At 36.4% G+C, this 6,520-nt stretch carries 9 protein-coding genes and 1 pseudogene; 9 read left to right on the top strand and 1 reads right to left on the bottom strand.

Annotated elements, in window-relative coordinates; genetic code table 11:
• Positions 1-426 precede the first annotated feature (426 nt).
• From C8K15_RS19615 to C8K15_RS19580, 8 genes are all read left to right on the top strand, one after another.
• Positions 427-1,116 (top strand): glycosyltransferase family 2 protein, encoded by a 690-nt coding sequence (locus C8K15_RS19615; protein WP_233260587.1) that lies wholly within the window; start codon positions 427-429, stop codon positions 1,114-1,116.
• Positions 1,117-1,126: 10 nt separating this feature from the next.
• Positions 1,127-1,498: a DUF2304 domain-containing protein gene (locus C8K15_RS19610; RefSeq protein WP_108588071.1), complete on the top strand. Its 372-nt coding sequence runs from the start codon at positions 1,127-1,129 to the stop codon at positions 1,496-1,498.
• On the top strand, positions 1,488-1,859 hold the full coding sequence (locus tag C8K15_RS19605) for an EamA family transporter (RefSeq protein ID WP_233260586.1): 372 nt from the start codon (positions 1,488-1,490) through the stop codon (positions 1,857-1,859). Before C8K15_RS19610 ends, C8K15_RS19605 begins: the two co-directional genes overlap by 11 nt.
• Positions 1,860-1,884: 25 nt before the next feature.
• Positions 1,885-3,195, top strand: a complete 1,311-nt coding sequence (locus C8K15_RS19600) for a glycosyltransferase family 39 protein (RefSeq protein ID WP_108588069.1) — start codon at positions 1,885-1,887, stop codon at positions 3,193-3,195.
• A 435-nt stretch (positions 3,196-3,630) separates the two neighbouring features.
• Entirely contained in the window at positions 3,631-4,116 is a 486-nt protein-coding gene (locus C8K15_RS19595; RefSeq protein WP_108588068.1) for a hypothetical protein, read from the top strand.
• Between the two features lie 49 nt (positions 4,117-4,165).
• The gene (locus tag C8K15_RS19590; RefSeq protein WP_108588067.1) at positions 4,166-4,543 is read left to right on the top strand and encodes a hypothetical protein; all 378 of its coding nucleotides are present in this window, start codon (positions 4,166-4,168) and stop codon (positions 4,541-4,543) included.
• A gap of 134 nt (positions 4,544-4,677) precedes the next feature.
• A complete protein-coding gene (locus C8K15_RS19585; RefSeq protein WP_108588066.1) occupies positions 4,678-4,899 on the top strand; it encodes a transcriptional regulator in 222 nt (73 codons plus the stop codon).
• Positions 4,900-5,250, top strand: coding sequence for a YhjD family protein (locus tag C8K15_RS19580; RefSeq protein ID WP_108588065.1), 351 nt, complete (start codon positions 4,900-4,902; stop codon positions 5,248-5,250). It begins immediately after the preceding gene.
• A 42-nt stretch (positions 5,251-5,292) separates the two neighbouring features.
• Here the strand turns inward: C8K15_RS19580 and C8K15_RS19575 are convergent.
• Positions 5,293-5,613: pseudogene (locus C8K15_RS19575) on the bottom strand (Ltp family lipoprotein); the annotation flags it as partial.
• 136 nt (positions 5,614-5,749) lie between these two features.
• Between C8K15_RS19575 and C8K15_RS19570 the strand changes: the two are divergent.
• A complete protein-coding gene (locus tag C8K15_RS19570) occupies positions 5,750-6,343 on the top strand; it encodes a MerR family transcriptional regulator (protein ID WP_158268371.1) in 594 nt (197 codons plus the stop codon).
• Positions 6,344-6,520 lie beyond the last annotated feature (177 nt).

Raw genomic sequence — 6,520 nt, 5'->3', positions numbered from 1 at the left:
ACTTGACCCTTTTCATTGCCTTTTGCCGGTGCACAAAACTGTGCATCAAATAAGAAAGCCGATCGAAATTGGATAAAAGCATCTTGTTCTTCACGCTTCCTAGTCGGGGTGTTATGTCAACCTGAGGTGCATGTTCTATACACTTACGTATGGAGGTTGATCTTACCCTAACGGGCAGTTTGCCTCTACAATCAGTGATCCAATTATTATTACAAAAATGCCCTACTCAGAAATGAAAAGTGAAAAGGATACATCTAATGTTCAAAAATAAAAAGAATTCTATGGGTGCTTTACTTCAAGGTTTGGTTACTTGCAATATGGTTTTCAGCTTTCTGGGTATATTTGGTGGTTCTAGTGGCAAGTATTATGTATTATAAAGAAGTTCAGGAAATTTCTGTTATATATTGTTGGTAGGGAGGTTTAGATTTGTCAGTAAAAGTGATTGTAATTATTCCTGCATTTAATGAAGAAGATTCTATTGTACAAACTGTGAAAAATATTAAGGCAGTCACACATATTGACTATATCGTCGTCAATGATGGCTCGACGGACCAAACCCGTATATTGCTTGATGAAAATGGATTTAATCATATGGATTTGCCTATTAATCTTGGAATTGGCGGAGCTATGCAAACGGGTTACCAGTATGCCCTCGACCATGGGTATGACTATGCCATCCAACTTGATGCAGATGGTCAGCATAATCCTTCAGACTTGGTGAATCTCATAGAAGAAATTAGGGAAACGGATTATGACATGATCATCGGTTCACGATTCTTGGAGAAAAGTGCGTACAGAGGCAGTTTGCCGCGCAGGATTGGTATTTATTATTTTTATCGCTTCATCCATCTATTGACAAGAATGAAAATTACCGATCCGACATCAGGATACCGCATCGTCAATCGAAAAGTCATTGAATCGTTCAGTAAGTATTATCCAACAGATTACCCAGAAGTGGAAGTACTTGTCAAATTGGCGAGAAGGAATTTCAAAATAAAAGAAATCAAAGTCGAAATGAATCAGCGTCAGGGTGGGAAGTCGTCCATTACGCCGAAAAAATCAATTTATTATATGTTTAAAGTAACGTATATTTCACTGGTACGATCAGTGTTTTAGGAGGCTATTCATGGTTCAGGGAATTTCTATCTTAGTGGCCGTTCTGTTTCTGGCTCAGGTGCTTTTTTATACATCCAAAAACAAACTGCAGGATCAGCAGGCGCTTATCTGGTTAGTTCTGTCTTTTAGTGGGCTGATGCTAGCCTTATTTTTGCCCGGAATGAACACTATCTCGCAGTTGTTGGGGATTGAATATATGCCATCACTTATTTTTATGCTTGCATTTTTAATCATCCTTACCATGCTCGTATCTCAGACGACGACCATAACCAAACAGCAGACACAGATCAAACAGATTGCACAGCAGCTCTCCTATTCTATGAAATATATAGATGAGATTCGGGAAGAGATGGAAAAAGGGGATAATAAGAGTGCTAGTTAATTATCTACTTATTTTACTTAATACAATGATACTTGTTTCAGGGCAGTTTTTATGGAAATTTGGGATGATGAACAAGGAGAACAGTTTTTCTTCGTTAGGCGAAATCATTAAACTGATGTTTTCTCCATACATAGTGACAGGACTGACGATGTACGGATTTGCTACTATACTTTGGCTCTTCATCTTGACGCGGGTTCCTTTGAGCGTTGCCTATCCTCTTCAGAGTCTGGCCTATGTTTTTGCGGTATTCGGAGCCTTCTTCATCTTCAATGAACCACTGTCCTTCATGAAAATCGTAGGTGTGTTAATGATTATCATAGGGGTTTCGTTCATCGGGTTTTCTTCGGGTGTCCAATCTTGAACAAGAAAGTGTGTGAAATCTATATATGAATAAAAGACTTTTCATTTTTATCAAATCACATTATTGGCTAGTCCTTATTGTAGTAGTTGGTTTTTTGCTACGTATCGGTGTAATTGTAAAATATGGGAGTGACTTGTCACTTAACAGCGATGATATGGGTTATGTGAAAAGCGCTCTTACTTTACTCGAGACGGGTATGCTGACGTATCATAAAGCGGATATGGCAACTGTCCATATTATGCCTGGACAGTCATTCCTACTTGCACTTATTTTCCTTCTATTTGGTAAAGGAAGCTTCGGCATTCTAATGGGGAAATTTATTTTCATTGTGTTTGGTACATTCAATATATTCATGGTCTATAAGATTGGGAAGATAATCGGCAATAGATTCATCGGGTTGTTGTCGGCTGCGATGCTCGCTGTCTTCATCCCACAAATATTGACCGATAATCTATTTATTACAGAGGCGCCATTTATGCTTGCTCTCCTCTTGCTTGTCTACTATTCTATTAAGCTTGCAAATGAACCGAGTAACTGGAAATATTTCTGCATCCTGATGCTATCTTATTTAGTTGCCATCATGTTCAAAGCTACATTCGCACTATATCCAATTCTGCTGTTGTTCTATTTTATCCTGAAAAAGTACCCGATAAAAATTGGACTTAAGCAGTTTGGTGTGGCGGCGGTTATGCTTTTAGTCATACTCGGCCCATGGTGGATAAGAAATTATGTGCAGTTCGGAGATTTCATCCCTCTGACAGGTGGAGGGGGAAACCCCTTGCTTTTAGGAACTTATCAGGGAGCCGGCATAAATTACGGGGAACCTTATGTAGAAACAGTAAACGGCATTAAAGATCAATATCCGATTAAGGGCCAAAACGCTTATTTTAATTTGCAAGTACAAAATGAACTCGCCAAGGAACGCATCAAAGTCTGGTGGGCTGATGATAAGGAATCATTTTTGATGACTTATATGAGGATCAAGCCAATTCTACAATGGAATACCCAATTTTATTGGGTGGAAATATACGGTTTTTCAAAGTCGATTATAAATAGCATTCACCAACATATTGTCGGTTGGTCTTTCTTATCCTTGTTTGCGCTATTCTTCATGAGACATCGCTGGAGAGAATATGTTCTGCTTGTCGGCATTGTTGTCTATAACCTGATTTTCAATTCGGTATTTTACGCATTTCCAAGATACAATCAGCCACTTATGTTCATCTTGTTTATTATAATATCGACAGCAGTGTTTGTGTTTTATCAAATATTAATGAAAGTATATGCATATTTTCAAAATCGGAAGAGCGAATTCAATTCTCTTTCTAGTGATTAATCGATACAATTAAAGGAATTCCTATTCAATAAACCATACTTAGAAATCAGCGAGATAGATTATACCTATTCGTATGAACAGCCGGCTGCCTTTACAAGGCGGCTTTTCTTATGGTCTTGATTTTAATCGTGTACCTATACTTAGTGTCGTATAGGTTACTGAACTTAGATTGTTGAACGAGTTCTTGAACATTAATGAAAGAGATAACCATCAGAAAACACTGTACATATGTGGTGTTCATTAACTCCTGGTTTTCTGAACAAAACCTTGCGGATGAACCTAGTTGAATACTTCCCAATCGTGGTGTTATGTCAACTTGTTGTGTATGCGTTATACAACCCAGCTTCTTATTCTATTAACGGGAAGGATAGTTTAAAAAAGGATATTTTGAGTTGGGGGAGAATATGTTTATAAAAAAAAGGCGGTGTTGTGTTTATGTTTAAAAAAGGTTTTATTTTAATTATTTTAATTATTATTTCCTTAACTACTGTTGCCTGTAATAACGTCTCCAACAAAAATGATGAAACTATAACTAAAAAAGAAAATCACACACAAAATTGGAAAGAAAGTCCTCTATTTGAATCTGGTAATCACACTATGCTTGGTGAAGAAGGTCGTTTAGGTTTTAGTTACGATGATGGTGAGATTCTAAGATTTTATCCTGATAAAACCCAAAAGTATATATGGTATTTTTGGGGAGAAGAACAAGAGTTTGATGGAGCATTAAAATTTATAGGCACACATGAAAATGATGAAAAACAAAAAGTTGTGTACGGAGGTGAATTTTATAAGGCAAATAACAAGGCAGATAGACAAGTTCATACTAGTATGAACTTACCTAAAAGTGGAATGTGGAGGTTAGATGCTTATATAGGAGATAAACTATTCGGAACAGTATATGTGAAAGTTCATAAGAAATAAACAGTTTATTGAACTAACGGGTGAATAACTTGTATTCGGAGGGTAGGATTTGAAAAAATTATTATTGATAATGCTTTTGTTAATTATTTTAATAGCTGGTCTGGTTTCATTAAGATTCGGAAGTGCTTTGTTTCAAGAGGGCAATCCTATACCTATACTTACTTCAATATTGGTTCTTAAACTTTCAAATAGTGATTACGAACAGTTTTCTGAATCAAATATTCGTAATAGGTATGTATCGGAGAATACAGGAAATTCTGGATTCGATGAAATAAAGGAATTTATGAAGGAAAAGGGATGGGATTTTAAAGAACAGATGGGTTCTGGACTTGCCTTTGAGAACGATGAAGAGATCTTAGTTGTGGAGACCAAACAATATTCAAAAAACTATATTTTATGGAATATTCCAAGTGAATTTTTTAACTAACGGGTGCTTTAGTTGAAGAAGAAAAGACTGTCATTTTTGACGGTCTTTTTTGTTTCTGATGAAATACTTACCATTGATTAAAAACATATGTTCGCATACACTAGGAACAAACGTTCTTATTTGGAGGGATTAATGTGAAGAATAGTATCGTGAAAGCAATGCAATATGGGCAAATTGTAAATGTGATGTATATGGCTAAAGACGGTCAAATCAGTGAGCGTAAAATAAAGGTCATTAAAGTGTATGGTGAGTCGTTTCAAGCATATTTTTTCCTTCGCAATACCAAACGCACTTTCAAAATCGATAATGTCTTAGCATTAATCCCTGTGAAACGTAATGATAGTGCGGTAATCTAAGTGGCACTCATTCCAGCTGAAAGTTTACCTTACTTTGAGAACATGATTTACTTGCCGATGGTCATTATTATTTTAGAGCGTGATCGTGAAGAGTTTGGAAAAGGCGCTTTCAAATTAAAACGACCATACATAAACATAATTGAGCAATCCATAAAAGCTGTTCAAAAAGATTTGAAAGAAACTAAATTTTATCTCCGTCAGAACAACATGAGGATTATTAAAGGTGATCGAGATGATACGTGTACAAACTACGCTTTTTATTATGGAGGGTATGAACAGCAACGAAGGTATTTGAATGTGAGGCTGCGTAATCGTACAGAGGAATTACTGGAGATGTATTTGGCAAAATAAAAACCACCAACCAGTAATGGAAGGTGGTTTATTTTTATTTTATTATAAATTATCTATCGCGTATTGCGCTTCTTCCGGAGTGAATTTTTCCCCGTATTCCGAAATCAATTGATCATAAATAGCCGAATCTGACATATTCATAGTTTCTGCATATGATTGCGCTTTTTTTAATGCGTTTTCTTTCCAATCGAATACAATGTTATCGATAGCAAATTGAGCGGCTTCTGGAGGGAAATTCTCTCCATGTTCTGAAGTCAACTGATCATAAATGCCTGCTTTTGACATGTGCATAGTTTTCGCGTATGACTCCGCTTTCTTTAACGCCGATTTATGTTCCCTAGGGACACTTTCCTCTTTTGCCTTGGCTTCCGCTTTAGCTTTGGCTTCGGCTTCATCTTTAGCTTTTTGTTCAGCGTCAGCCTTAGCCTTAGCCTCCGCATCTTCTTTTGCCTTTGTTTCATAATTGGCTAGACGAAAGATGAAGGATTATCATAACGTCATGACGAATATGCAATCATGGGGGTATGCCGTTATGACGATTGTTTATAAACCGAGTGACGTAATGAAACAGCTAGACATCAAGGAATCTCTATACAAAAAATATATAGCTGCTTTGGAAAAAGACGGTGGCTATGTATTCCAGAAGAATCAGCAAGGTCATAGAATTTTTACTGCTGAAGATATTCAAATTTTAGAAAAGTTCATGGAGCTTATTAAGTATGACGGTATGACGATTGAAAAAGTCGCTAAGAAAATTGGCGAAATGAATGGTCATGACGGTCATGACGCTATTAGCGAAGAAGAAACAAATAGTTATGACGTTATGGCTTTAGTTGAACAAGCCGTATCTTCTGCGCTTAATGCTCAAGAAAAACAACTCCATGACGTTATGACCGCCATTGCAAATCAAAACAACGAGCTAAAAGAACAATTAAAGAGAATAGAAGATAAGCATGATAAAGTATTTGTGCAATCTCTTCGGGAATCTCAAGAAAATAAAAAGTTAATGCTTGAAGAAGTTAAAACTCAAGTTAAATCTGAAATTGCAGCTGCTAACGAGGCAAAGAAGAAGTGGTGGCAGTTCGGCAAGTAGTATACAAAAAATGAGTTACAGAGATTTCAAAGAATATTTTAAAGTTTAATACAAAAAAAGAGATTCCGATTAGGGAATCTCCCAGACTGTAGACAAACTCGAAAAATCGAGTTTGTCTACAGTCTTTTTTGTTTTTATAATAGAAGTATAAAATCTTGAGGTGATTACAATGCTTAC

Source organism: Paenisporosarcina sp. OV554 (assembly GCF_003058165.1).
Lineage (GTDB): Bacteria > Bacillota > Bacilli > Bacillales_A > Planococcaceae > Paenisporosarcina.
Note: the sequence above shows the minus strand (reverse complement) of the source record. Positions and strands in the feature narration are given on the sequence as shown.